Source organism: Variovorax sp. dw_954 (genome assembly GCF_018449755.1).
In the GTDB taxonomy this organism is placed as follows: Bacteria; Pseudomonadota; Gammaproteobacteria; order Burkholderiales; family Burkholderiaceae_C; genus Variovorax.
Window position 1 is genome coordinate 157,456 of sequence record NZ_JAAVVD010000007.1, and the last position, 24,272, is coordinate 181,727.

The window sequence follows — 24,272 nt, forward strand, 5'->3', positions numbered from 1 at the left end:
GCCACGACACGAGCGGGCGACCGGGCAGAGCCCGGGCCGATTCCGACGAGAAGCAAAGGTTTAGGGGTTTTCCCTAAAATCGCGGCCTGGCCCGCAGTCTTCGCCGGGCCTCCCAGGAGGAACCGGTCTTGAACGCTGCCACTCCCATGCCCGACGGCATGGATTCCCCGTCCATCGATCCCGACAAGGTCAACTTCCTGCGCGCGATCCTCGCGCTCGGCGTCGGCGGCTTCGCCATCGGCACGGGCGAGTTCGTCATCATGGGCCTGCTGCCCGAAGTGGCGCGCGACATCGGCGTGAGCATCCCGCAGGCCGGCCATGTGATCAGCGCCTACGCGCTCGGCGTCGTGATCGGCGCGCCGGTGCTGGCCGTGGCCGCAGCGAGCTGGCACCGGCGCACGCTGCTGATCGCGCTGATGGCCTTCTTCGCACTCGGCAATTTCGCGAGCGCGGTGGCGCCGGGGTACTTCTCGCTCAACCTGCTGCGCTTTGCCTCCGGGTTGCCGCACGGTACCTACTTCGGCGTGGCAGCGCTGGTGGCCGCGGCGCTGGCGCCGCCCGGCCGGCGTGCGCGTGCGGTGGGGCTGGTCATGCTGGGGCTCACCGGCGCCACGCTGGTCGGCGTGCCGATCGCGGCCTGGCTCGGCCAGGTGTTCGGCTGGCGCGCGGCCTTCGTCTTCGTCGGCATCGTCGCGTTGATCGCGGTGGCGCTGCTGCGGCGCGACATTCCCGATATCCAGCCGGCCATCGGTGCGAGTCCTTGGCGAGAGCTTGGCGCATTGAAGCGCAAGCAGGTCTGGTTCACGCTCGGCATCGGCGCGATCGGCTTCGGCGGCATGTTCTCGGTGTTCAGCTACATCAAGCCGACGCTGACCGAAGTGGCCGGCATGTCGGTGGCCGGGGTGCCCTTCGTGCTGGCGCTGTTCGGGTTGGGCATGGTCACGGGCAACCTGGTCGGCGCGCGGCTGGCGGACAAGTCGCTGACGACGACCATCGGCGGACTGCTCGTGTATGCCTTCTTCGTGCTCGTGGCCTTCACCTTTGCCGCGCACCACGTGGTCACGGCGGGCCTCTGCGTGTTCCTGATCGGCACCACGGTGGCGATCGGGCCGGCCCTGCAGATCCGCCTGATGGATGTGGCCGGCGACGCGCAGACGCTGGCCGCGGCGCTGAACCATTCGGCCTTCAACACGGCCAACGCGCTCGGTGCGTGGCTGGGCGGGCTGGCGATCAGCGCCGGCCTGGGCTGGACTTCGACCGGCTGGGTCGGCGCCTTGCTCGCCGTGGTCGGCATGGGCATCTTCGGGTGGTCGATCGCGAGCGCGCGGGCCGCGGCAAGGCCGCCGGCGACGGTGGTAAGGGAAGCGTCGGCGGGTTGATGGCGATTGCCGCTGCGGCGCGGCGAGCGCTGGTGGCGGCGTCTGTTCCGTGTCAGCCCTGCCTGCCGCCGCCCGCGCTCAGTTCCGCCCAATCCAGCTCCTGCACCAGCACCCGGTAGGCGTCGTCGCCGATCACGTCGTCGCGCCTCAATTCGAACGCACGCTGCCGTGCCACCGCGATCGCACGACGCCGGAGCGGCCCGCCGGGGACGTCATCGACCGGCGCATCCGCGGCAGGGCTCGAATTCAGCTCGACCACCGCGCCGTATTCCTTGCGCAGCAGCTTGCCTGACAGCGTGTCGTCGTCCTTGATCGCGTCGAGCAGCGTGCTGTACGCATGCGTGCGCCCGAGCCGGATCTCGCGTCCGACCGGGTCGTCATCGGTCAGGCCCATGGCACGAATCAGCGGCGCCATCGTCAGGCCCTGCAGCACCAGCGTGCCGAGCACGACCGCGAAGGCGCACAGCAGCACCAGGTCGCGGAAGGGGAAGGGCGTGCCGTCGGGCAGCGTCTCCGGAATCGCGAAGGCCGCGGCCAGCGTGACGATGCCGCGCATGCCCGCCCATGACAGCACGATGCCGCCGCCGACGGTCGGCCGCGGCCGCAATGGGTCGGCCGAAGCATCGGCCCGCCGGCGCTTGAATGCGTAATAGACCATCACCCACGCAAAGCGCGCCGCGATCGTGACGACAAGCACCACCGCCGCGGTGACCAGCGCGTGCGCCTGTCCGCCGCCGGCTTCGAGTCGCGTCCATATCGGCCGCAACTGCATGCCGATGAGCACGAAGGCGAAGGCATTCAGCACGAAGACCACCGACTCCCACACCGCGAAGATCGGCACCCGCATGCGCGCGGCCATCTGCGAGCCGCTCCGCGCGACCGCCATCGCGTAGGCGACCAGGGTCAGGATGCCGGAGAGGCCGATCGCCTCGGCCGCGATCCACACGCCGAAGACCAGCGCGAACTGCACGATCAGCGCGATCGGCACGTCGTGGATCGCGCCCATCATCGGCCGCAGCACATAGGCGCAGCCCACGCCGGCCGCGAGGCTCCCGAACAGCGTCAACAGGAACACCGGCGCAACGCTGCCGACGCCGAGGTGCCCGGCCATCATCGTCATGATGGCGAGCCGGTAGACGAGCAACGCACTCGCATCGTTCAACAGGCTTTCGCCCTCGAGGATCTTCAGCAGCTTGTGCGGCAGCTTCACCTGACGCATCACCGCGGTGGCCGCGGCCGCATCAGGCGGGGCGACGATGGCGCCCAGCGCGATCGCCACGGGCCACGGCATGTCGGGCACCAGCCAGCGGGCCACGAAGGCGACGGCGAGGACGGTGGTGCCGACCGCCGCGATGACCAGGCCCGCCACCGGCCGCCAGTTCAGGCGCAGGTCGCGCAAGGAGGTGTCGTAGGCCGCGTCGACCAGCACCGGCGCGACGAACAGCGTCAATGCAAGATGCGGGTCGAGCGTCCAGTTCGGGCTCGAGGGCACGAACGCGAGCAGCGTGCCGCCCAGCGCGAGGAAGGTGGGGTAGGGTGCGCCGAGCTTGCGCGCCAGCGCGGCAAGGAGCGCGGCGCCGAGCAGCAGCACGATGATCCATTCGAAGGTGGCCATGCGGCTTGTGTAGCAGCCACGGGCGGCTTTGCCAAGAGCCCGGGCACCATCCGCGAGCCAAAGGCAGAATGCAGCGACCCAACTGACCGAGGTTCCTGCCATGCTTCAAATGCGCCCAGGTTGCGAATGCTGCGACCGCGACCTGCCACCCGACGACGCAGCCGCCCGCATTTGCTCCTTCGAGTGCACCTTCTGCAGCGACTGCGCCGAGACGCGCCTGGCCGGACGTTGTCCCAACTGCGGCGGCGAGTTGCTGCCGCGGCCTCGCCGGGCGGCCGACAAGGTCGCGAAGTTCCCGGCTTCGACCACGCGCGTGTTCAAGCCCGAAGGCTGCGCCACGGCACCCTGAATTCCTCTCCTGAAAAGACCAACGCATGAATGCCCCCTACACGCCTCCCTCCGTCTGGTCCTGGAACAAGGACAGCGGCGGCCGCTTCGCCAACATCAATCGCCCGATCGCCGGTGCGACGCATGACAAGGATTTGCCGGTCGGTCGCCATCCGCTCCAGCTGTATTCGCTGGCCACGCCCAACGGCGTCAAGGTCACGGTCATGCTGGAGGAGCTGCTGGCGCTGGGCCACCAGGGCGCGGAGTACGACGCCTGGCTGATCCGCATCAACGAGGGCCAGCAGTTCGGCAGCGGCTTCGTGGCTGTCAACCCGAACTCCAAGATCCCGGCGCTGCTGGACCGCAGCGGGCCGGCGCCGGTGCGCGTGTTCGAGTCCGGCGCGATCCTGATGTACCTGGCCGAGAAATTCGGCGGCGCCTTCATGCCGGCTGGTGGCGCCGCGCGTGCCGAATGCCTGTCGTGGGTGTTCTGGCAGATGGGTGCCGCGCCCTACCTTGGCGGTGGCTTCGGCCACTTCTACGCGTATGCGCCGAGCAAGATCGAATACGCGATCGACCGCTTCGCGATGGAGACCAAGCGCCAGCTCGACGTGCTGGACCGTCGCCTTGCGGAAAGCCCGTACCTGGCCGGCGATGACTACACGATCGCCGACATGGCCGTCTGGCCCTGGTACGGCACGCTCGTCAAGGGCCAGCTCTACGAGTCGGGCGAGTTCCTCCAGGTGCAGGAATACACGAACGTGCTGCGCTGGACCGACCAGATCGCCAAGCGGCCGGCGGTGCAGCGCGGACGCATGGTCAACCGCACCTGGGGCCAGCCTGCCAGCCAGTTGCACGAGCGCCATGAGGCCTCCGACTTCGACACGCAGACCCAGGACAAGCTCGCACCGGCGAGCTGACGCCGTACTCCCTCCCAGAACGAAAACCACCAGGACGAGACATCCACACCATGATCACCCTCTACGACTGCGCCACGGCGCCGAGCCCGCGTCGCGCCCGCATCCTGCTCGCCGAAAAAGGCGTGGCGCATGAAACGGTCCAGGTGGACCTGAGGAGCGGGGAGCAACTCGGCGAGGCCTTCCGCAAGTTGAATCCGCAGTGCACCGTGCCCGTGCTGCAGACCGACGACGGCTTGCTTCTCACCGACAACGCATCGATCACTGCCTGGCTGGAGGCGCGCTTTCCGGAGCCGCCGCTGCTGGGCAGCACGCCGGCTGAAAAGGCCGAGATCGCGAGCTGGAACTGGCGCGTGGAGTTCGAGGGCCTGGTCGCCATTGCCGAGGCCTTGCGCAACAGCGTGCCCGCCATGGCCAATCGCGCGCTGCCGGGGCCGGTGGACTATGGCCAGATTCCCGAACTGGCCCAGCGCGGCCTGGCCAGGGTGCAGCAGTTCTTCGTGACGCTGAACGACCGCCTGGCCGGGCGCGACTTCATTGCCTCGGATCGATTCAGCATTGCCGACATCACCGCGGTGGTGGCCGTCGATTTCGCACGCATCGTGAAGGTCAAGCCGGGGGAAGGGCACCCGCACCTGCAGCGCTGGCGGACGGCCATGGCGCAGCGGCCATCGACGGCGCTGTAGCTGTCCAACCCAACTACGCAAGCGCCGTCACTTCGAGGCCAGTTGATTGCGCACCGCGGTCACGTGGTCGCCGACCTTCGTCAACGCGTCTTTCAACTGCGCCTCCGTGCAATGGAGCTGCTGGCACCAGTACTGCATCTCCACCGGATCGTGGCCGTTGACGCGGCCCGGGTCGAGGGGCTTGAAGTGGCTCAGGTCGTCTGACATAGGTGCTCCTTCGGTCGAACTGCGGCCGACTCTTATAGGGCGGCCCCGGCGCGCTTGCAAGCGCAGTCGGTGGCCGGCACCCGCATCATCCGCAGCCGGGTGCGACGAACCGGGCTTCAGGACGATCGCTGTCGCACGGTATGCCCGATGCTGACGCCTCGGCACGCCAGTTCTACTGGCGCTGGAAACCTGTCGAATCGGTCAATGCGCCGGCCTGCGCCAGTGGACATAGTCCTTGTCGGTCGCCAGCACCCACGCGGCCAGCACCACCACGGCAATGCCCGTGACCACGGCGTTCATCATCGGATCGCGCATCGCCGCGAAGCCGAGCGCCCAGGGCGAGATGAGCATCCACAAGCCCAATGCACCTTCGGTCCATTCTTCCCATGCACGGGGCACGAAGGTCGCGCCCAGTGCAGCTGCGCCCAGCAGGATCCCGACCGCCACCGCATTCATCGTCGGAGTCGACTGGTCCTGAAAGCCCACCAGCCAGGGCGAGAGGATCAGCCAAATGCCGAGCGCGGCGTTCAGGGGATCCTGCCAATGCTTCACGTGCTTCATGGTGTTTACCTCCTGTCGTCGCATCAAGAACCGGTTCGCGGCGACATGCGTTTGACAACCGGCAAAGTGCCAAGTTCAGCGGGCTTGGCTTCGACTCCCTGAAGATTGGCCCGCGTCCCTCGACACGGCGCGCGACAGGGATGACACTCGCCGGATGCAGTGCCCACAGTGTCGCCATCCGCATGCGCAGGGCGCCAAGTTCTGCGCGGAATGCGGCACGGCCCTGCCGCGCCATTGCGCGAACTGTGGCCACGCGCTGGCGGCCTTGGCGAAGTTCTGCAGCGAATGCGGCACGCCGACGCAGGGCGCTGCACCAGCGGTCGCCGCACCAGCAGTCGTCCCGCCCGCACTCGCCCCGGCGCAACCGCCGCAGCAGCCCGCGCGCAACGTCTGGGCGGCGCCCGACACGGCCACCGCGGACCGGCGCCAGGCCGCCGTGCTCTTCGCCGACATCACCGGCTACACCGCGCTGTGCGCCAGCGCCGATCCGGAGCAGATCCAGGACATGCTCGGGCGCTTTTTCGATGCCATGGACGGCGTCGTTGAATCGCACGGCGGCCGCGTCCTCGACCGGGCCGGCGACGCCGTCATGGCGGTCTTCGGCGCACCGGTCGCGCATGGCAACGATGCGCAGCGCGCGCTGCATGCCGCGTTGGCGATGCACGGCGCGGCTGCCGGTGTTCCGGACTGCCACGGCGTGCCGCTGCGGCTGCACATCGGCATCGCCAAGGGCGAGGTGGTGGCCGCGGTGATCAGCGGCGGCGGCAAGGCCAAGTATTCGGTCACCGGCGACGCGGTCAACCTGGCCGCCCGGCTCGACGCGCTGGCCCAGGCGGGCGAGACGCTGATCTCCGATGCGCTGTACCGCGAGGTCGCCGCCAGCGTCGAGGTGGAGGCCGCAGGCAGCCAGGTGGTGAAGGGCTTCGGCGCGCCGATGGAGCTGTGGCGCGTACTCCGCCTGCGCCAGGCGCGCGGCGAACGCATGCCCTTCGTCGGACGCCATGCCGAGTTGGGGCAACTCGTCGGTGCGCTGGATGCCGTGCGCGAGACGGGCGCCGGCGCGACCGTGTTGGTGCGTGGCGATGCGGGCATCGGCAAGTCGCGCCTGGTGGAGGAGTTCCAGGCGCGTGCGCGCGACATGGGTTTCGACACGCCCTCGGGCCAGGTGCTGGACTTCGGCGTGGGCAAGGGGCAGGACGCCATCTCGACCCTGCTGAAGGCGATGCTGCAGGTGGGCGCGCCCGACGACGAGGGCCGGCGCAGCGCGGCGCTGCAGGCAGCCATTGCGCGCGGCCTGGTGACGGATGCCGAAGTGATGTTCGTCAACGAGTGGCTCGGCCTGCCGCAACCGAAGCCGCTGGAGGCGATCTTCGAGGCGATGGACAACGCCACCCGCCAGCGGCGCGCGGGCGAGGCGCTGGGCGCCTTGCTGCAGCGGGCCGCCGCGGCGCGTCCTCAACTGGTGCTGATCGAGGACCTGCATTGGGCCTCGCCGGAACTGCTTCGGCTGGTGGCGGCGATCACCCTGGCGGCCGCGCGCTCGCCGATGATCCTGCTGCTCACCTCGCGCATCGAGGGCGATCCGATCGACAAGGCCTGGCGGGCATCGATCCATGGCAGCGCTTTCATGACCATTGATCTCGCGCCGCTGCGGCCGCAGGAGGCCCGCCTGCTGGCTGGTGGGCTGGTGGAGGCGACGAGCCGCTTCGCGCTGATGTGCATCGAGCGCGCGGAGGGCAACCCGCTGTTCCTCGAACAACTGCTGCGGACCGCGCGTGCCGGCGAGACGCCCGGCCTCCTGCCTTCCGTGCCGCCGACCATCCAGAGCCTGGTGCTGGAGCGCATGGACCGCCTTGCGGGGCCCGACCGCACCGTGCTGCAGGCCGCCGCGGTGATCGGCAAGCGCTTCTCGCTCGCCAACCTGCGCGGTGTCGCGGGCGTGCCGGACGCGCGTTGCGACGTGCTGGTGGCGGCGGACATCGTGCGGCCCGACGGTGCGGATTTCCTCTTCGCGCATGCGCTGATCCAGGAGGCTGTCTACGCCTCGACGCTCAAGAGCCGGCGGCGCGAACTGCACCTGGCCGCCGCGCGCTGGTTCGGCAACGACGATCCGGTGCTGCAGGCCGAGCATCTCGACCGGGCCGAGGACGCGACGGCCGCGGCGGCCTACCTGCGCGCCGCGACGCAAGAGGCCGGGCGCCTGCGCTTCGAAAGCGCGTTGCGGCTGGCCGAGCGCGGTGGCACGGTGGCAGCGCACCCGGCGCGGGGCAATGCCGCGGTCGGCTGCGAGCTGGCCCTGCTGTGCGGCGAGATGCTGCGCGAGATCGGACGCTCGGCCGAATCGATCGCCGCCTTCCAGCGTGCGCTTGAACTGGCCGGCGACGACCGGCTGCGCTGCCGTGCCTTGATGGGCATCGCCGCCGGCTACCGCGTAACCGGCGAATTCTCGGCGGCGATGCAGGCGCTCGGCGAGGCCCGGCCGATCGCCGAACGGCTCGACCTGCCCATCGAGCGCTCGCGAATCCATCACACGCAGGGCAATCTCTATTTCTCCCAGGGCCGGATCGCCGAATGCGACGCGGAGCATCTCCTGGCGCTGCAATTGGCCGAGCAATGCGCCGACCCGGAGAGCCAGGCGCGGGCGCTGAGCGGCCTTGGCGATGCGCGCTATGCCCAGGGCCGCATGTCCAGTGCGCTCGATTACTTCAGGCGCTGTGTCGCGCTGTGCGACGAGGATCAGATCCGCACCACCGGCCCCAACCGCTGCATGATCGGCCACTGCCTCTGGTATGCCAACCAGTTGCCAGCCGCCGTTGCCGAGGCCCGGTCGGTCTGCGAGGACGCGCAACGCTTCGGCATCGTTTCCGTGCTGGTCTTCGCGCATGCCTCGCTGACCCAGTTGCTCACCGAGTCGGGCAGCCTGCAGGAAGCCACCGCGTCGGCCGAGAAGTCGCTTGCACTCGCACGACTGGCCGGTTCACGGCGCTACGAGGCGACCGTGCTGTCCTTCTCCGCCGACCACAGCCTGCGGCGGGGCGACCGCGCGCAGGCCCGCCGCGACCTGGACCTGGCGCTGGAGCTTGCGCGCCAGACCGGCCTCGGCTTCATTGGCGCCGCGCTCGAAGGTGCATTGGCGCGCGTTGCGGATTCCGCCGAAGAACGGGTCGCGCACCTCGCCGAAGGCGAAGCCTTGCTGCTGCAAACCGGGATCGCGCACAACTACCTCTGGTTCTACCGCAGCGCGATGGAGGCCTGCCTCGCGGCCCGCGACTGGCCGCGTGCGCTGCACTATGCGGACCTGCTGGAGCAGCGCTTCCAGGTCGAACCCTTGCCCTGGGTCGCGTTGATGGTGGAGCGGGCGCGCGCCATCATCGCGGCGGCGAAGTCGGGCCACGACGCGGCGGCGATCGCCCGGCTGCAGGCGGTTCGTGCGGCGGCCGTGGCGGCTGGCAATGGCTGGGTGCTGGCGGGCATCGACCACGCGCTGGCGAACTGAATCAACTGCCGGGCTCCATCGGCGGCCCAATCGAGGACGACCACGACGGCGGCTTGTATCGGCTCACGCCGAAGTGATCACGTCGAGGTAGTTTTTCGACGCGCGGAACGTCGGCCGGGACACTGCGCGCCCCGGGTGGGTTCGTCAGCCGATCGCTGCGATCAGGCCAGCGCCGTGCTGAATGTCGCCAGCAGGCGCGTCCAGGCTCGTTCGGCCTGGGCGGCATCGTAGACCTGCGTGTCGGGTGGGCACCAGCCGTGGGCCGCGGGGTAGACCTCCACCTCGGCCGCCAGCTTCGCGCTGTCGAACGCGGTGCGCAGGGCAACCTTGGCATCGGGCTCCTTTGCATCGTCATTCTGGGCCACTGCAATCAGGTAACGCGCCTGTGTCTGGGCGACCAGGCGATGCGGGCTGTCGGGCGCGGCGGTCACCATGGCGGCGCCGTGGAAGGTTCCAACGGCGCCCACGCGGTTGGGCGCCACGGTGGCCGTACGCACCGCCATCGGCCCGCCCATGCAATAGCCGGTGGTACCCAATTTGCGCGCCTTGTCCACCTCGCGTTGGGCATCGAGCCAGGCCACGAAGGCCTTCCCGTCGCTCAGATGCATGGCCGGCGTCAGCGCCTGCATCAGCGGCAACACTTCGGGGATTGGCGTCTTGCCGCCCTGCGCCGCGGTAGGCGCCTTCTTCTGCCGGTAGAAGGGGTTCACCACCAGCACGCTGTAGCCCGATTCGGCCAGGCGCCGCCCCATCTGCCTGAAGGCTGGGCGAAGTCCAAAGATGTCGGGCCACACCAGCACGCCGGGTGCGGCGCCCGCCGTGGGTGCGACAAAGTACGCGTCGCAACTGCCATCTGGCGTGGTGATAGTCACCTCGCGCTCGGTCACGGCGACGGCATTGGCCACGCTGGGCAGCGTCGACAGCAGGCCGGCGGATGCGGTCCATGCAGCGAAGTCGCGGCGCGTGTATTTCTTCAGTTCTTCCTGGTCATTCAGATCACACATGGTTGGTTCACCTCATCAGGATCATGTCAAACGTCAGCTTGTGCCACGAGTCAGGGCGGGAAGCAAGCACGATTCCCCCTCATCAATCGGCCCTCTCCCCGTCCTCGACCTGGTACCAACGGTCCTTGGCCAGCATCACCCGGTGGTGGCCATGCCCGGACGGCATCATCGGAAAGCAGTTCTCCTGCGCGGACACCCGCACGTCGAGGAAGAACGCGCCGTCATGGGCCAGGCACTCGGCCAGCGCATCCTCGAGCTCCGCCGGGTCCGACACGCGGCGCGCACCCCAGCCGAAGGCCTTCGCCAGCGCCACGAAATCCGGCAGCGCTTCGTTCCAGCTGTGGCTCAGGCGATTGCCGTGGTTCAGTTCCTGCCACTGGCGAACCATGCCCATGTAGCCGTTGTTCGACAGCACGAGCTTGACGGGCGTGCGGTGCTGCGCCGCGGTCGAGAGCTCCTGGATGTTCATGAGCACCGACGCATCGCCGCTCACGCAGACCACCAGTGCATCGGGGTGCGCGATCTGCGCGCCGATGGCTGCCGGCAGTCCGTAGCCCATGGTGCCGGCGCCGCCCGAGGTGAGCCAACGACCGGGCCGCTCGAAGCGAAGGTACTGCGCGGCCCACATCTGGTGCTGGCCGACGTCGGTGGAGACGATGGCGTCGCGGTCCTGCACGGCCTGCTGCAGCGCGCGCATCAACTGCTGGGGCAGGATCTCGCCGGCACGCGGCGTAAAGGCGAAGCAGCGCTCGCCCCGCCAACGCTCGATGCGCTGCCACCACGGTGCGAGTCTCTGCGGGGCGAGCCCTTCGAGTTGCGGCATCGCAAGCAAGGCATCCAGCACCGCGCCGCAGTCGCCGACCATCGGCACGTCGACCTTCACCACCTTGTTGATGCTGCTCGGATCGATGTCGATGTGGATCTTGCGCGCGCGCGGGCAGAACTCGTCGAGCTTGCCTGTGACACGGTCGTCGAAGCGTGCGCCGATGCACACCACCAGGTCGGACTCGTGCATGGCCAGGTTGGCCTCTAGCGCGCCGTGCATGCCCAGCATGCCGATGAAGCGCGGGTCCGATGCGGGGAATGCGCCGAGCCCCATCAAGGTGAGCGTGCAAGGGGCATCGAGCTTTCTCACCAGCCGCGTGAAAGCCTCGCAGGCCGCAGGGCCTGAGTTCACGAGCCCGCCGCCACCGTAGACGATCGGCCGCCGCGCGGTGGAGAGCAGGTCCGCCGCGCGTTGCAGCATCGCGGCCGGCGGCATGGCGGTACGCGGCGCGCGCGAGCGCTTCACGGCCGCGAGGGGCGCATTGCGCAAGGGCGCGAGCTGCACATCCTTCGGCACATCGACCAGCACGGGCCCGGGCCGGCCCGATGCCGCGATGTCGAGCGCACGGTGGATCACGTTCGGGATCTCGTCCGCCACGCGCGGCTGGTGGTTCCACTTCGTCACCGGCCTCGACATGCCCAGCGCGTCGCTCTCCTGGAAGGCGCTGGTGCCGATGGCGGCGGTGGCGACCTGCCCGCTGATGCACAGCACCGGCACCGAGTCGCTCATCGCATCGAGGAGCCCGGTGATGGTGTTGCCCACGCCCGGCCCCGAGGTGACCAGCACCACGCCGACGCGGCCCGTGGTGCGCGCATAGCCCTCGGCCGCATGCACGGCGGCCTGCTCGTGCCGCACCAGCACGTGGCGCAGCCGCGGCTCGCCGTGCAGCGCATCGTAGAGCGGCAGCGCGGCGCCGCCCGGGTAGCCGAAGATCGTATCGACGCCGCATTCGACCAGGGTGTCGAGCAGGGCGACGGCGCCATTGCGCAGGCGGGCCGGCTGTGCCGGGGAAAGACCTTCGGTTGCGAGCAGTTCCATGCCTTCATTTTTCTGCGTTCGGCGCAGAATAGGCTTCATATTTCCGTCCCATTTGGGCTGAATGATGAAAAACAATCGCCAAGAACTCACTCCTGCCGAAGAATCCACGGACCCCATCGACCTGGCCATCCTGCGCGTGCTGCGCGATGACTCGCGCCACACCTTGCAGGAGATCGGCGCGATGGTGGGGCTGTCGGCCACCAGCTGCTGGACGCGCATCAAGAAGCTGGAGGCGCAGGGCGTCATCAAGCGCTACACGGTGGACCTCGATCCAGCCAAGCTCGGCTACAACGATTTCGTCATCGTGCAGCTCACGCTCGAGAGCCATACCGACGAGACGCTCTATGAGTTCGGCCGCGTGCTCGCCACCATCCCCGAGATCCAGGAGGCCTACCTGGTCTCGGGCGACTACGACTACTACATCCGCATCGCGGTGCGCGACACGCGCGACTACGAGCGGCTGCTGCGCGAGAAGCTCTACAAGATTCCCGGCATCCGGCACAGCAAGTCGAGCTTCGTGCTGCGCGTGTTGAAGGAGGCGAGCGTGCCGCTTGGGTAGGGCTGAATCAACCGCCGGAACCCATCGGCGGCGCGATGTCCTCCAGCGATCGCCGCTCGGCATCCACCGCGTAGCGCCAAGCGATCAGCCCGGCAGCGATCACGAGCGCGGCGCCGATGCCATAGCCCACGGCCACCGCGCCCCGGCTGCCCGTCTCGATCAGCAGGCCGAACAACCACGGCGCCGCGAAGCCCCCGGCCCCGGTGCCCACCGCGAAGAAGACCGAGATGGCCAATGCCCGCATCTCCAGCGGGAACACCTCGCTCACCGTGAGATACGCCGAACTCGCCGCCGCCGACGCCAGGAAAAACACCGCGGACCAGCACAGCGCCTGGCTCAGCGCGTCGAGCCACCCGGCCATGAACGCGGCACCGGTCAGCGCCAGCCCGACGCCCGAGAGCACATAGGTCGCGCCGATCATCCGGCGCCGCCCGACCCGGTCGAACAGCGGCCCGAGGAGCAGCGGCCCCAGCACGTTGCCCAATGCGAACGGAAAGATGTAGAGCGCCACGCGGCCTTCCGGCACGCCATGGAAGCGCGTCAGCACCAGCGCATAGGTGAAGAAGATCGCGTTGTAGAAGAAGGCCTGCGAAATCATCAGCGAGAGCGCCACCACGCTGCGGCGGCGGTAGCGATGAAACAGCACGTCGGCGACCTGCCGGATCGTCGGCGCGGCCTGCTGCACGAAGCTCAGCCGCGTGGTGACGGCGGGCAGAGGGCCGTGTTGCGCCGACACCTCTGTCTCGATGCGCGCCATGATCGCGTCGGCCTCGTCGGCGCGGCCGTGCGAGATCAGCCAGCGCGGGCTTTCCGGCACGTCGCGCCGCACCAGCAGGATCGCGATGGCCAGTAGCGCGCCCAGCGCGAAGCCCCCACGCCAGCCCCACACCGGGCCGAGCACGCGCGGGTCGAGCAGCACCAGGCTCACGCCCGCGCCCAGCGCCGCGCCGATCCAGAAGCTGCCATTGATCGCAAGGTTGACACGGCCGCGCACGCGCGCCGGGATCAGTTCGTCGATGGCCGAGTTGATGGCCGCATATTCGCCGCCGATGCCCAGACCGGTGACGAAGCGGCACACCGCGAAGAAGGCGAAGCTGGGCGAGAAGGCCGTGGCGAGCGTCGCCAGCGTGTAGACGACCAGCGTGGCCAGGAACAGCCGCTTGCGCCCGAGCTTGTCGGCGAGCCGGCCGAACACCAGCGCGCCGACGACCGCGCCGCCGATGTAGAGCGAGCCTGCCCCGCCGATCTGCGCGGCAGTGAGGCCGAGGGTGTCCGGCCGTTCCAGCACGCTGCCCACCGAGCCGACCAGCGTCACCTCCAGGCCGTCGAGCACCCAGGCCACGCCGAGCGCGATCACGACGCGCCAGTGCCAGCGCGACCACGGGAGCCGGTCGAGGCGGGCGGGGATGTCGGTGTGGAGCACGGCTTTATGGTGCACCGGCGCGGGCACTGGCGGTGTACGGAAATGCGCCGAGGGGGATGAGAGGACGCGCGCCGGGGCACCGTGTGCGCTACCGCGCGGCCGATGCGGGCATGCGTTGCCTTGTTGCCTTGCGCAAGCCGGTGAGGACGGCGCGCTCAGGCGCACACCGGGCTTTGCGGCTACTTCTGCCCGAGCGCGTGGCGCCCAAAGCACTTCTCTACTGCAGCGTCGCTTCGGTATCCGTGACTTCAGAGACGCCTTCGAGCGACTGGAGCTTGTCCCGGACGAACTGCACATCGGCTGGCGAAAGCCGCGTGAACGCGATGCTGATCTCGTCCTGCTCCCCCAGTTCAGAGTGGCTCTGGACGATGAACTGCCTCACCAGCCGGCTGCGAGGTCCGAGAGCTGTGTTGACATGGGTCATCGTCAAGGTGCCGCGCGCTGCAGCGAGCCGGAAGACTCGTCCCTTCTTGGCCGCGAAGTACTTTTCTTCGAAGGGCTTCAGTCCCGCAAGGATGGCAAGAATGATGATCGTGGCCGCTATCGCCGGCGTGTACAGGCCGCCGCCGATGGCCAGGCCGACCGCCGCGACAGACCACAGGCTTGCCGCCGTGGTCAGCCCGCGGATGACCTCGCCGCGCAACAGGATGGTGCCGGCACCGAGGAACCCGATGCCCGAGACCACTTGGGCGGCAACCCGGGACGGATCCAGAGACACATGATCCGAATTCAGGACATCCTGGAACCCGTACGCCGAGACGATCATGACGAGCGCGGAACCCACGCAGACCAACATATGGGTTCTGAGGCCCGCCGCCCAGGACAAGCGCTCCCGCTCGAAGCCGATCACGCTTCCAAGAGCAGCCGCCAGAAGAAGTCGGGAAACCAATTCGAGTTGATGGATCATGGTGACGATGTCGGAGATGGCCGATGGAGAAGCCGATATTCGCCGATTTGCGCGCGGGGGCAGTCGGTGTGGCTCGTTGAGAAGGGTTGTGCGCGATCTGGAGGCTGGGGCCGAATGCCCGATACCCCGAACGTATCGGGGTAGGCATGACTCGGTATCGCAGCCTCCCAGTCCGGAGGCTGGGGATCCTTGGCGCAGCACCAACCGCGCTTCCTCGAGCGCCTCGTGCTCGAAAAACAGGGCGCGCAAGTGAACTGTCGTTTATCGCTCTCCACAGAACCATCTTTGGGCCATACCGCTCTCCTGGGAAACACTAGCCACCAAGAGATGTCGAGGCGGAAGCCGGCGAATCGAGACTTGCCAGATAGCGCATACCAGCTCTGCCGGCGCGATGGCTTCGTCACCGCAGCCCGTTCAATAGACTGGCCGCACCCCACAAGACGAGCGCGCTTCGCGCCTGAAACGGAGACCATGAACGACCTGACCCAACTCGACTACGCGCTCGACAACTTCGTCGCCACCCTCACGCTCAACGCACCGCCGGTGAACGCGCTCACGCGCACCCTCAACGACGAACTCACGCTCGCGCTCGACCGCATTTCCGAGATGGACGAGGTCCGCGTCGTCGTGCTGACCGGTGCGGGCAAGGTGTTCTGCGCCGGCGCCGACCTCAAGGGCCGTGCCTCGGTCATCAAGGGCCCCGGCGACCTGCCCGCGCATTCGCGCCGCACGCGTGAATGCTTCCATGCGATCCGCGAGTGCGCCAAGCCGGTGATCTGCGCGATCAACGGCGCCGCACTGGGCTCGGGCGTGGCGATGGCCGCTTCCAGCGACATCCTGATCGCATCGGAAAAGGCATCGCTGGGCTTGCCCGAAGTCGACGTGGGACTGCTCGGAGGTTGCCGCCACGCGATGCGCCTGTTCAGCCACTCCCGCCTGCGTCGCATGATGTTGACCGGCATGCGCGTGCCGGCGGCGGAGCTCTATCGCCTGGGCATCATCGAGGAGTGCACCACGCCGGAGGACCTGATGCCCAAGGCACTCGAACTCGCCGCGACCATCGCGTCCAAGAGCCCGGTGTCGACGCGCATGGGCAAGCACACGCTGAACGTGATCGAGGACATGAGCCTGCGCGACGGCTATCGCTACGAGCAGGACATGACGGCGCTGATCGGCAAGACCGACGACGCGAAGGAGGCGCAGCGCGCATTCGCCGAGAAGCGCGCGCCGGTCTTCACGGGGCGCTGAGCCATGACGGCCGCGGATTCGCGCATGCCCTGCCGCGCGCGGGGCACGTCGCACCCGACCCGACGCCGGATGCTCCTGGCCGGCGCATCGCTCGGCCTATCGGCGCTGGGGCTGCCCGCCCGTGCGGCGGGTTATCCGGACAAGCCGATCCGGCTCGTCGTGCCATTCCCCGCCGGTGGCGCGACCGACCTCATGGCGCGCACGATGGGCCAGAAGCTGGCCGAGCGACTGGGCCAGGCCGTGGTCATCGACAACCGCGCAGGGGCAGGCGGCGGCATCGGTGCCGAAGCGGTGGCGACCTCGGCGCCCGACGGCTACACACTGCTGTTCGCCACCATGGGTTCGCTCACCATCAACCCGAGCCTGTACAAGAACCTGCGCTACGACCCCGTCAGGAGCTTCGACCCGATCACGCTGACGCACAACACATCGAACCTGCTCGTGGTCGGTCCGGACGTGCCCGCCAGGTCGGTGGCCGAACTCATCGCGCTTGCGCGCAAGGCGCCCGGCGAGCTGAGCTTTGCATCGGCGGGCAACGGCACCACCAGCCACCTGTCGGGCGAACTCTTCAAGAGCCTGGCCAAGGTCGACCTGACCCACGTGCCGTACAAGGGAAGTGCGCCCGCGATGACCGACTTCCTCGGCGGCCGCACCTCGATGATGTTCGACACCGCGTCGAACTTCGTCGACTACGTCAAGACCGGCAAGGTGCGCCCGCTCGGCGTCACCGGCCGCAAGCGCCTGCCGTCGATGCCGAACGTGCCGAGCATCTCCGAGACCCCCGGCATGAGCGACTACGAGATGTCGCTCTGGCTCGGCGTGCTCGCGCCCGCCGGCACGCCCGGCGCCATCGTCGCCAGGCGGCATGACGAGATCGGCGCAGCCATGTCGTCGCCAGACATCGTTCGCCAGATGGCCGATGCCGGCATCGACGTTCGCCTGAGCACGCCGAAGGAATTCGCAGCGCTGATTCGCACGGATACGGCCCGGTGGTCCGAGGTGGTGAAGCGCTCCGGCGTGCGCCTCGACTGACCTCCGGCCTCCGGGTTTCCCTCGGTCGTCACGCGTCGCACGCGGGACGGCCTTCTTCCATCGGCGGCGTTCCAATCTTGAACAGCAGCGTCAGGACCGGACGCAGCCTCATTTCAAGACCAAGGACACACCATGTTTGCCGACCCATCCCCCAAGACCCAGGACCTGCTGCACCGCATGCGGCAGTTCTTCGACCAGCACATCTATCCCAACGAGGCGCGCTACCACGAGGAGATGGATGCGTTCCGCGGCGCCGGCAACGCCTGGCAGGTCTCGCCATTGATCGAGGAGCTGAAGCCGCTGGCGCGCGCGGCCGGCCTGTGGAACATGTTCCTGCCGCACGAACATCGCGGCGTGCCCGGCATCTCCAACCTCGACTACGCGCCACTGTGCGAGCTCATGGGTCGCGTGTCGTGGTCCGGCGAGGTGTTCAACTGCTCGGCGCCCGACACCGGCAACATGGAGACCATCGAGCGCTACGGCACCGAGGCGCAGAAGGACGAATGGCTCGAGCCCCTGCTCGCGGGCCAGATCCGTTCCGGCTTCCTCATGACCGAGCCCGCCGTCGCGTCCTCGGACGCCACCAACATCCAGTGCACCATCACGCGCGATGGCGACGAGTACGTCATCAACGGCCGCAAGTGGTTCTCCTCGGGCGCCGGCAGCCCGCGCTGCAAGATCTACATCGTGATGGGCAAGACCGACACCGAGGCACCGCGCCATGCGCAGCAGTCGATGGTGCTGGTGCCGCGCGACACGCCCGGCGTGAGCGTCCTGCGCCACCTGTCGGTGTTCGGCTACGACGATGCGCCGCATGGCCACATGGAAGTGCTGCTGGAGAACGTGCGCGTTCCGGTGGGCAACATCCTGCTCGGCGAAGGCCGCGGCTTCGAGATCGCGCAAGGTCGCCTTGGCCCGGGACGCATCCACCATTGCATGCGCTCCATCGGAGCGGCGGAACGTGCGCTGGAACTGATGTGCGACCGCCTGCGCTCGCGCATTGCCTTCGGCAAGCCGCTGGCCGAGCAATCGGTCTGGCATGAGCGCATCGCCGAGTCGCGCTGCCTGATCGACCAGGCGCGCCTGCTGACGCTCAATGCGGCGTACAAGATGGACACCGTGGGCAACAAGGAAGCGCGCGCCGAGATCGCGATGATCAAGGTGGTGGCGCCCAACATGTCGTGCAAGGTGGTCGATTGGGCCATCCAGGCGCACGGCGCGGCCGGTGTCAGCCAGGACTTCTGGCTGGCCGAGGCCTACGCCCATCAGCGCACCGTGCGCATCGTCGACGGGCCGGACGAAGTGCACCGCAATGCGATTGCCAAGCTGGAACTCGCGAAGCGGCGTGTGACGGCATAAAGAAAAAGGCTTCAGCGCTCGCCACGAGTCGCTGAAGCCGATGAAGGAAAAAAGGCGGCCATCTCGGCCGCCTTTTTTTATTCCATCTTGGCGCCCACCGCCTTGGCCAGGCTGCCCCAACGCTCCGATTCCGCGGCGATGAAGGCGCCGAACTCCTCGGGCTTGCTGGCCACGACTTCCACGCCCTGCTGCTCGAACTGCAGCTTCAGTTCCGGCGAGCGCAATGCGGCGCCGACGGAGGTGTAGAGCTTGCCGATGATCTCGGGCGAGGTGCGGGCCGGCGCCAGCATGCCGTACCAGTTGTAGGCCTCGGCCTTCGGAAAGCCCAGCTCGCCGATGGTGGGCACGTCCTTGAGCACCGGGATCCGCTTCGCGTTGGTCACGGCCAGCGCGCGCAGCTTGCCCGACTGGAGGAATGGCAGCACCACGGGGATGTCCACCAGCATCATGTCCACCTGCCCTCCGATGAGGTCCGTCAGCGCCGGCGCGGCGCCCCGGTAGGGGATGTGGTTGATGTTGAGCTTCGCTTCGCGCTTGAGCAGTTCGGCTTGCAGGTGCGGCGTGGTGCCGCTGCCCGCGGAGGCGTAGTTGATCTTGCTGGCATCGCCCGTGGCGGCGGTCTTGAGGTCGGCAAAGGTCTTGTACTTCGAGTTGGCGGACACGACCAGCACGGCGGGCACCTTGAGCGCCTGGGTCACGGCCACCAGATCCTTCTCCGCGTTGTACGGCATGGTCGGCGCGATGTGCGGCACGATGGCCAGGGCGCCGGCAGAGGAGAAGAGCAGCGTGTAGCCATCCGCTGGCGACTTGGCCACCGCGTCGGCGCCGAGCAACCCGCCCGCGCCGCCCTTGTTGTCGATGAGGATGGGCTGCCCGAGGGAGCCGCTGAGCTTGGCGCCGAGCGAGCGCGCCGTCTGGTCCACCGGGCCGCCGGCGGGGAAGGGCACGATCACGCGGATCGGCTTGGTCGGCCAGGCCTGGGCCCAGCCTGAAGTCGCGGCCAATGCAAGCGCCAGTGCGGCGGTGGATCTGATGAGTCGATTCATGGTGGATGTCTCCTGTTTCGTGATGAATGGACTTTAGGAACAGGGCCCTTGCGTCGCACCCGCCTGCTGCGCATAGCTGCTATGCAACCCGGCGCCACGCGCCGCGCCGGTATGCGCCGCGGCGCATCACAGCGTTGCCGCCCGGGGCGTAGTCCGGAGCGCATCGCAATTCCAGAATCGTCTCCAACCAAAGGAGACATCGCATGACCACCCCCCACGGCCCGCTCTCGCACGTCAAGGTGCTCGACCTGAGCCGCATCCTCGCCGCACCCTGGGCCAGCCAGATCCTCGCCGACCTCGGCGCCGATGTCATCAAGGTCGAGCGGCCCGGCGCCGGCGACGACACCCGCACCTGGGGCCCTCCGTTCCTGAAGGACGCCGATGGCAGGGACACGAAGGAAGCCGGCTACTACCTCGCCGTCAACCGCGGCAAGCGCTCGATCACGGTGAGCCTGGAGAAGCCCGAAGGCCAGCGCATCGTCAAGGAACTGGCCGCCAAGGCCGACATCGTGCTGGAGAACTACAAGGCCGGCACGCTGAAGCGCTACGGCCTCGACGAGGCTTCGTTGCGCGAGATCAACCCGCGGCTCATCTATTGCTCGGTCACCGGCTTCGGCCAGACCGGCCCCCGGCGCGACCAGCCGGCGTACGACTTCCTGATCCAGGCGATGGGCGGCCTGATGAGCGTGACCGGCGAGAAGGACGGCCGACCCGGCGGCGGGCCGCAGAAGGTCGGCATCCCGATCGTCGACCTGATGACCGGCATGTACACGGCCGTCTCGGTGCTGGCCGCACTGGCGCGGCGCAACGAGACCGGCGTGGGCGACAACATCGACATCGCGATGCTCGACGTGCAGGTCGCTACCTTGTCCAATCAGGCGATGAACTACCTGGTCTCCGGCAAGGTGCCGCGCCGCAATGGCAACGCGCATCCCAACATCCAGCCGCAGGACGTGTACGCCTGTGCGGACGGCGACGTGATCCTGGTGGTCGGCAACGACGGCCAGTTCGCGAAGTTGTGCGAAGTCTTCGGGCGGCCGGAATGGATCGCGGACGAACGCTTTGCGACCAATGCGCAGCGAGTGCGCAACATCGGCGAGCTGTCGGGCATGTTGCGCGACGTGTTCGGCGAATGGGAGCGCGACCGGCTGATCGCCGCGCTCGACAAGGCCGGCGTGCCGTGCGGCCCGATCAACACCGTGGCGGACGTGTTCAAGGAACCGCAGGTCCAGGCGCGCGAGATGCTGCGCTACGTGCCGCACCCGAGCGGGGTCGACGTGCCGCAGGTCGGGAGCCCCATGCGCTTTGCCGAATCGCCGCTGCAGACACGGAGCGCGCCACCCTTGCTTGGCCAGCACAGCGACGCCATCCTGGCGGAGCTCGGCTACAGCCCGGACTGCATCGCGTCATTGCACACCGCGGGAGCGATCTGATGACGGCCAAGATGAAACTGCACTGGTCGCCCAAGTCGCCCTATGTGCGCAAGGTGATGATCTGCGCGCATGAACTCGGCCTGCTGCCACAGATCGAACTCGTGCGCTCGGTGGCGGCCATGCTCAAGCCCAACGCGGCCATCATGGCGGACAACCCACTGTCGAAGATCCCGACGCTGGTGCGCGAGGACGGCTCGACGCTGTTCGATTCGATCGTGATCTGCGAGTACCTGAACTACCGGGCGGGGGGCACGTTGTTTCCGGCACAGGGCGAGGCGCGCTGGCAAGCGTTGCGCTGGCACGCGCTGGGCGATGGCTTGCTCGATGTGCTGATCCTGTGGCGCAACGAGCGCGAACGCGCGCATCCATTGCAGGCGCTGGTGGACGCTTTCGAGCTCAAGGCCCGCGCTTCGCTGGCACTGCTCGACGCGGAGGCCGAACTCATCGGCAGCGCGCCTTTCTCCATCGGCCACGTGACGCTGGGCTGCGCGCTCGGGTATCTCGATTACCGCTTCGAATCACTGGGCTGGCGCACGCTTGCGCCGCGTCTTGCCGAATGGTTCGCAAGCTTGCAGGCCCGCCCTTCCTTTCAAGCCACGGAGCCTGTCGACGGTTGATCGATCCGGACGCAGCGGCGGCCCGCTGCGTTCATCGGTAGAGCCCTTCCGGATTGAGGCGGAGCACCCTGTCCGCAAGGGCCTCGCTCCCCGCCCAGTCTCTGAACATGGCGAGCAATTGCGCGGCGTCGGGCGCGGGCGTCACGCGCAGGTGCGGCCAGTCGCTGCCCCACAGCAGGCGCTCGGGGTTGGCTTCGATCATCTTCTGCTGGAAGGGCCGTCCCGCTTCCCGGTCCGGTGAGCCCAGCAGGTTGCGGTAGGCGCAGAGCTTGACCCAGACCTTGCCGGTGGCCAGCAGGTCGAGCAGCGTGCGGAAGCCCGCATCGTCGACGCCCGCATCGACGTCGAAGCCGCCCATGTGGTCGATCACGACCGGGACCGGCAGGTCCACTAGCTGCGGCGCGATGGCAGGCAAGGCCTTGCAGTCGGTCCAGAGTTCGGCATGCAATCCCGCATCGGCCAGTGCGGGGGCCAGCGCACGAAGGTCGTCGAATGACGCGCTGCCTGCGAAGTTGGCGCCGGGTCCGCTGCGATGACTGAAGCGTGCACCACGCACGCCGCGTTCATGCAAGCCGGCGAGCGCCAGTGCGTCGCCCGGTTGCATGACGACGACACCGCGCAGCGCGGGCTGCGCGGCGAGTGCATGCAGCAGCAGCGCGTGGTCCTTGCCGTACGCGCTTGGATGCACGAGTACACCGTTTGCCAGGCCAAGACGCGCAAGCAGCGCCAGGTACCCCGACTCGATCGCTTCAGGCGGCGTGTAGCTGCGCTCGGGGGCCAGCGGAAAGCGCTCGTAGGGACCGAACAGGTGGGCATGGCAGTCCCAGCCCGCGGCAGCAGCCATGCCTGTGTCAGGGATCGCTGCGCTCATTGCATTGCGGCCTTCTGGGGCAACGGAAAGGCCGGCGCCACGCCTTCGGGCAGCGGGATCTCGTGGCAGTTGAGCGTCATCGCGACCATCGTGTAGTAGCCGACCAGCGCGGTCAGCTCGACCACCGTGCGCTCGCCGAAACGTGCGAGTGCCGTGGCATAGGTCGCGTCGGACACCGAGTTGTGCCGGTTCAGCTCGACGGCGTAGTGGTAGACGGCCGCGTCGTCCGGCGACATGCCGGGCGGTTCGGTCTGGGCCAGGAGCGCTTCGATGATGGGCTGCTCGATGCCGGCCTTCTCGGCTTCGATGCGATGCGCGTACCACTCGAAGGGCGAGTTGCAGGCGCGCCCAGTGACGAGGATGGCAATCTCCGACAGGCGCGGTGGCAGGGACGTTCCATAGCGCAGCAAGGCGCCGACGGCCTGCCATTTGTCGGCGAGCTCCGGGTTGTGCAATGCGGCCCGCAGCGGACCCTGGATGCGCCCGCGTGGGCCGGAGACGATCCTGTCGTAGACGGCGCGTTGCGCGGCGTCCATGGTCTCTGGGGCGGGCAGGGAAATTCGGGGCATGCAGGTGTCTCCTGGAGTCGGTTGTTGCCAACCAGCTTAGGGGACAAGGACCGTGCGCGCACTCGCGCCCGGCGCAACGCTGCTATGCGCTGTCGTGCAACGCGAGGCTCATCCAGTGGGCTTCTTGTCCTGCATCCCGGTGGCCCAGCCTGCATTCGTCAAGTCGACTGTCACGGGCCGCTGTGCCCACCGGAATGCCACATGCCGCTGCGTGCGCTGTCTTCCACGATGCTGACGATTTCCGACGCGACCGCCGACACGGCGCGACCCGGTCCCTTGGTGCGCGCCAAGGCCATGGAAACGATCCGCTGCAGCGCCGGCGAGATGATCCTCGCGGCTTGCAGCCGGCCTTCCTGCACTTCCGTCCACACCGCGTGGATGGGCAGCACGGTGTAGAGCCGGGCCTCGGCGACCGTCGATCGCATGAGCGGCAGCGAATCGGCCTCCAGCACCGGCGCCAGCGTGATGTGCTCCTGACGTGCCATCGCGTCGAGCGCGGTGCGCAGTCCGTTCGGCGCGCTCGGCAGGATGAAGGGCAGCTCATGCAGCGACGAAAAGGGAATCTCCGGCTTCGCTGTCAGCCGGTCGCCCGCGGCGCCGATGAGGTAGCTGTCGACCGTGGCCAGCGCCTGCTCCTGCTCGTGCAGCGCCGTGCCGTAGCGGTAGAGGATCGCGATGTCGACGCGCGCATCGGCCAGCCATTCCTCCACCTGCCCGCTGGAGCCTTCGAGGATCTTCAGCTGGATGCCGGGGTGACGATCGCGCAGTTGCTTGAACAGGCGCCCGACGATCGGATTGGTGATGGAGGGCAGCGAGCCGATGGTGACCCGCCCCGCTGGCTCGCGCGCCTCGCCGTGGATTTCCAGTTCCAGTTGCTCGGCGTCGGAGAGCAGGGCCTTCACCAGAGGAAAGATGCGCTGGCCCACGTCCGACAGCGCGACGCCGCGTCCGGTGCGGTTGAAGAGACGGGCCTTGCATTCACGCTCCAGCGCGTTCAGGTGACGGCTCAGCAGCGACTGGTTGCTGTCCAGGAACAGCGCCGCGCGCGTCAGGCTCCCGAGTTCGGCAATGGCCAGGAAGGCGCGCCACTTCTGCAGGTCCGACGTGATGTCGAGTTGGATTTGGGTGGCTTTGCCGGATTGCATGAGGCCT

Annotated in this window: 22 protein-coding genes; 11 read left to right on the forward strand and 11 right to left on the reverse strand. The window is 68.2% G+C overall.

Going from position 1 to position 24,272, the window contains the following annotated elements:
• The first annotated feature begins 146 nt into the window (after positions 1–146).
• Positions 147–1,379, forward strand: coding sequence for an MFS transporter (locus HB681_RS13605; protein ID WP_213955480.1), 1,233 nt, complete (start codon positions 147–149; stop codon positions 1,377–1,379).
• Positions 1,380–1,431: 52 nt separating this feature from the next.
• Here HB681_RS13605 and HB681_RS13610 read toward each other — a convergent pair whose 3' ends face one another.
• A complete protein-coding gene (locus HB681_RS13610; RefSeq protein WP_213955354.1) occupies positions 1,432–2,994 on the reverse strand; it encodes a cation:proton antiporter in 1,563 nt (520 codons plus the stop codon).
• Positions 2,995–3,094: 100 nt separating this feature from the next.
• Between HB681_RS13610 and HB681_RS13615 the strand changes: the two genes are divergently transcribed.
• From HB681_RS13615 to HB681_RS13625, 3 genes are read left to right on the forward strand one after another with little or no spacing between them, the layout of a single operon-like run.
• Entirely contained in the window at positions 3,095–3,343 is a 249-nt protein-coding gene (locus tag HB681_RS13615; protein WP_213955355.1) for a DUF1272 domain-containing protein, read from the forward strand.
• A gap of 25 nt (positions 3,344–3,368) precedes the next feature.
• Positions 3,369–4,241 carry a glutathione-dependent disulfide-bond oxidoreductase gene (gene yghU / locus HB681_RS13620; RefSeq protein WP_213955356.1) on the forward strand — a complete coding sequence of 291 codons (873 nt, stop codon included), beginning with the start codon at positions 3,369–3,371 and terminating at the stop codon, positions 4,239–4,241.
• A 50-nt stretch (positions 4,242–4,291) separates the two neighbouring features.
• Positions 4,292–4,924: a glutathione S-transferase gene (locus HB681_RS13625; protein ID WP_213955357.1), complete on the forward strand. Its 633-nt coding sequence runs from the start codon at positions 4,292–4,294 to the stop codon at positions 4,922–4,924.
• A gap of 27 nt (positions 4,925–4,951) precedes the next feature.
• Here HB681_RS13625 and HB681_RS13630 read toward each other — a convergent pair whose 3' ends face one another.
• Both HB681_RS13630 and HB681_RS13635 read right to left on the reverse strand, forming a co-directional pair.
• The gene (locus tag HB681_RS13630; protein ID WP_213955358.1) at positions 4,952–5,131 is read right to left on the reverse strand and encodes a DUF3606 domain-containing protein; all 180 of its coding nucleotides are present in this window, start codon (positions 5,129–5,131) and stop codon (positions 4,952–4,954) included.
• A 201-nt stretch (positions 5,132–5,332) separates the two neighbouring features.
• Positions 5,333–5,692, reverse strand: coding sequence for an SPW repeat protein (locus tag HB681_RS13635; RefSeq protein WP_213955359.1), 360 nt, complete (start codon positions 5,690–5,692; stop codon positions 5,333–5,335).
• A gap of 154 nt (positions 5,693–5,846) precedes the next feature.
• Here HB681_RS13635 and HB681_RS13640 point away from each other — a divergent pair, with 154 nt between their 5' ends.
• Complete coding sequence (locus HB681_RS13640) at positions 5,847–9,188, forward strand: adenylate/guanylate cyclase domain-containing protein (protein WP_213955360.1); 3,342 nt, start codon at positions 5,847–5,849, stop codon at positions 9,186–9,188.
• A 161-nt stretch (positions 9,189–9,349) separates the two neighbouring features.
• Here HB681_RS13640 and HB681_RS13645 read toward each other — a convergent pair whose 3' ends face one another.
• Complete coding sequence (locus tag HB681_RS13645; RefSeq protein WP_213955361.1) at positions 9,350–10,192, reverse strand: dienelactone hydrolase family protein; 843 nt, start codon at positions 10,190–10,192, stop codon at positions 9,350–9,352.
• An 82-nt stretch (positions 10,193–10,274) separates the two neighbouring features.
• The gene (gene ilvB / locus HB681_RS13650) at positions 10,275–12,056 is read right to left on the reverse strand and encodes a biosynthetic-type acetolactate synthase large subunit (RefSeq protein WP_213955362.1); all 1,782 of its coding nucleotides are present in this window, start codon (positions 12,054–12,056) and stop codon (positions 10,275–10,277) included.
• Positions 12,057–12,120: 64 nt separating this feature from the next.
• Here ilvB and HB681_RS13655 point away from each other — a divergent pair, with 64 nt between their 5' ends.
• Complete coding sequence (locus tag HB681_RS13655) at positions 12,121–12,615, forward strand: Lrp/AsnC family transcriptional regulator (RefSeq protein ID WP_213955363.1); 495 nt, start codon at positions 12,121–12,123, stop codon at positions 12,613–12,615.
• Positions 12,616–12,622: 7 nt separating this feature from the next.
• Here the strand turns inward: HB681_RS13655 and HB681_RS13660 are convergent, their stop codons facing one another.
• Both HB681_RS13660 and HB681_RS13665 read right to left on the reverse strand, forming a co-directional pair.
• Positions 12,623–14,038, reverse strand: coding sequence for an MFS transporter (locus HB681_RS13660; RefSeq protein WP_345944675.1), 1,416 nt, complete (start codon positions 14,036–14,038; stop codon positions 12,623–12,625).
• Positions 14,039–14,255: 217 nt separating this feature from the next.
• Entirely contained in the window at positions 14,256–14,945 is a 690-nt protein-coding gene (locus HB681_RS13665) for an MgtC/SapB family protein (protein ID WP_213955365.1), read from the reverse strand.
• A gap of 471 nt (positions 14,946–15,416) precedes the next feature.
• Between HB681_RS13665 and HB681_RS13670 the strand changes: the two genes are divergently transcribed.
• From HB681_RS13670 to HB681_RS13680, 3 genes are all read left to right on the forward strand, one after another.
• Positions 15,417–16,193: an enoyl-CoA hydratase/isomerase family protein gene (locus HB681_RS13670; RefSeq protein WP_213955366.1), complete on the forward strand. Its 777-nt coding sequence runs from the start codon at positions 15,417–15,419 to the stop codon at positions 16,191–16,193.
• 3 nt (positions 16,194–16,196) lie between these two features.
• On the forward strand, positions 16,197–17,225 hold the full coding sequence (locus tag HB681_RS13675) for a tripartite tricarboxylate transporter substrate binding protein (protein WP_256734931.1): 1,029 nt from the start codon (positions 16,197–16,199) through the stop codon (positions 17,223–17,225).
• Between the two features lie 132 nt (positions 17,226–17,357).
• Entirely contained in the window at positions 17,358–18,584 is a 1,227-nt protein-coding gene (locus HB681_RS13680; protein ID WP_213955367.1) for an acyl-CoA dehydrogenase family protein, read from the forward strand.
• Between the two features lie 77 nt (positions 18,585–18,661).
• Here the strand turns inward: HB681_RS13680 and HB681_RS13685 are convergent, their stop codons facing one another.
• The gene (locus HB681_RS13685) at positions 18,662–19,630 is read right to left on the reverse strand and encodes a tripartite tricarboxylate transporter substrate binding protein (protein ID WP_213955368.1); all 969 of its coding nucleotides are present in this window, start codon (positions 19,628–19,630) and stop codon (positions 18,662–18,664) included.
• Between the two features lie 203 nt (positions 19,631–19,833).
• Between HB681_RS13685 and HB681_RS13690 the strand changes: the two genes are divergently transcribed.
• Both HB681_RS13690 and HB681_RS13695 read left to right on the forward strand, forming a co-directional pair.
• Positions 19,834–21,063, forward strand: coding sequence for a CaiB/BaiF CoA-transferase family protein (locus tag HB681_RS13690; RefSeq protein WP_213955369.1), 1,230 nt, complete (start codon positions 19,834–19,836; stop codon positions 21,061–21,063).
• The gene (locus HB681_RS13695) at positions 21,063–21,680 is read left to right on the forward strand and encodes a glutathione S-transferase (RefSeq protein ID WP_256734932.1); all 618 of its coding nucleotides are present in this window, start codon (positions 21,063–21,065) and stop codon (positions 21,678–21,680) included. The genes HB681_RS13690 and HB681_RS13695 overlap by 1 nt, the downstream gene beginning before the upstream one ends.
• A 31-nt stretch (positions 21,681–21,711) precedes the next feature.
• Here the strand turns inward: HB681_RS13695 and HB681_RS13700 are convergent, their stop codons facing one another.
• The 3 genes from HB681_RS13700 to HB681_RS13710 all read right to left on the reverse strand — a co-directional run bounded on the left by HB681_RS13700 (position 21,712) and on the right by HB681_RS13710 (position 24,265).
• Positions 21,712–22,551, reverse strand: coding sequence for an amidohydrolase family protein (locus HB681_RS13700; protein WP_256734933.1), 840 nt, complete (start codon positions 22,549–22,551; stop codon positions 21,712–21,714).
• On the reverse strand, positions 22,548–23,120 hold the full coding sequence (locus HB681_RS13705) for a carboxymuconolactone decarboxylase family protein (protein WP_213955370.1): 573 nt from the start codon (positions 23,118–23,120) through the stop codon (positions 22,548–22,550). Before HB681_RS13705 ends, HB681_RS13700 begins: the two co-directional genes overlap by 4 nt.
• Positions 23,121–23,290: 170 nt before the next feature.
• A complete protein-coding gene (locus HB681_RS13710) occupies positions 23,291–24,265 on the reverse strand; it encodes a LysR substrate-binding domain-containing protein (protein WP_213955371.1) in 975 nt (324 codons plus the stop codon).
• Between the last annotated feature and the right edge of the window lie 7 nt (positions 24,266–24,272).